The following is a 1,298-nucleotide window of genomic DNA, read 5'->3' as shown; positions in this document are numbered from 1 at the left end:
CCGTCGGCCTCGTCGAGGTCGACGCCCGACATGCGGGTCTGGGCGGTGAACGGCACCCAGGTGGCGTGCGTCAGCTCGCCCTGGGCGCGGGCCCGCAGACCGTACTCGGTCTTGGCGAGGACCACGATCGAGCGGCCCTCCGGCGTCTCGTCCGCGAGGGAGGAGAGCTGCGCGGCGCTCGCCAGTTCGTCGGTGCCCACGCCCGGGGCGGGCAGGAACTCGGCGGCCTGGCGGTTGCCCAGGGTGATCGTGCCGGTCTTGTCGAGCAGCAGGGTGTTGACGTCCCCGGCGGCCTCGACGGCCCGGCCGGACATCGCCAGCACGTTGCGCTGCACCAGCCGGTCCATGCCGGCGATGCCGATGGCGGACAGCAGCGCGCCGATCGTGGTCGGGATGAGCGCCACGATCAGGGCGACCAGCACGATCATCGACTGCGGGGCGCCCGCGAAGGTGGCCATCGGCTGCAGGGTCACCACGGCGACCAGGAAGACGATGGTCAGCGAGGCCAGCAGGATGTTGAGCGCGATCTCGTTCGGCGTCTTCTGCCGGGCGGCGCCCTCGACCAGGGCGATCATCCGGTCGATGAACGACTTGCCGGGCTCCGAGGCGATCTTCACCACGATCCGGTCGGACAGCACCTTCGTACCGCCGGTGACAGCGCTGCGGTCGCCGCCGGACTCGCGGATCACCGGCGCGGACTCACCGGTGATCGCCGACTCGTCCACCGAGGCGACGCCCTCGACGACGTCACCGTCACCGGGGATGACCTGACCGGCCTCGACCACCACGTGGTCGCCGAGCCGCAGGGCCGTGCCCGGGACCTCCTCCTCGGCGTCACCGGCGGGCCAGTTCGTGAGCCGGCGGGCGACGCTCTCGGTCTTGGTCTTGCGCAGGGTGTCGGCCTGCGCCTTGCCGCGGCCCTCGGCCACGGCCTCGGCCAGGTTGGCGAAGACCGTGGTCAGCCAGAGCCACACGGTGATGGACCAGGCGAACACGGACGGGTCGGCTATCGCGGAGATCGTGGTGACCACCGAGCCCACCTCGACCACGAACATCACCGGGTTCTTGATCATCACCCGGGGGTCGAGCTTCTTCACCGCGTCCGGAAGGGACGCGACGATCAGCTTCGGGTCGAGGAGGCCGCTGGCCACTCTGTGCGGCGCGGCCGTCGCGGCCTCGGTGTCGGCCGGTGCGGGGTTGAGCGTGGGGGTGGACATCAGGAGGAGAGACCTTCCGCGAGCGGCCCGAGGGCCAGGGCCGGGAAGTAGGTGAGGCCGACGACGATCAGGATCACGCCC

2 protein-coding genes are annotated in these 1,298 nt (G+C 71.3%); both read right to left on the bottom strand.

Features of this window, described 5'->3' with window-relative positions:
- The coding region (gene kdpB, locus AB0D10_RS46355; RefSeq protein ID WP_360269170.1) for a potassium-transporting ATPase subunit KdpB at positions 1 to 1,217 on the bottom strand (1,217 nt) is incomplete at its 3' end.
- Positions 1,217 to 1,294, bottom strand: coding sequence for a potassium-transporting ATPase subunit KdpA (locus AB0D10_RS46350; RefSeq protein WP_360269146.1), 78 nt, complete (start codon positions 1,292 to 1,294; stop codon positions 1,217 to 1,219). The genes AB0D10_RS46350 and kdpB, both read right to left, overlap by 1 nt.
- Positions 1,295 to 1,298: the final 4 nt, after the last annotated feature.

Source organism: Kitasatospora sp. NPDC048545, assembly GCF_040651155.1.
In the GTDB taxonomy this organism is placed as follows: Bacteria; Actinomycetota; Actinomycetes; order Streptomycetales; family Streptomycetaceae; genus Kitasatospora.
The sequence above is the reverse complement of the archived record's forward strand: the minus strand, read 5'-3'. Positions and strand labels throughout refer to the sequence as shown.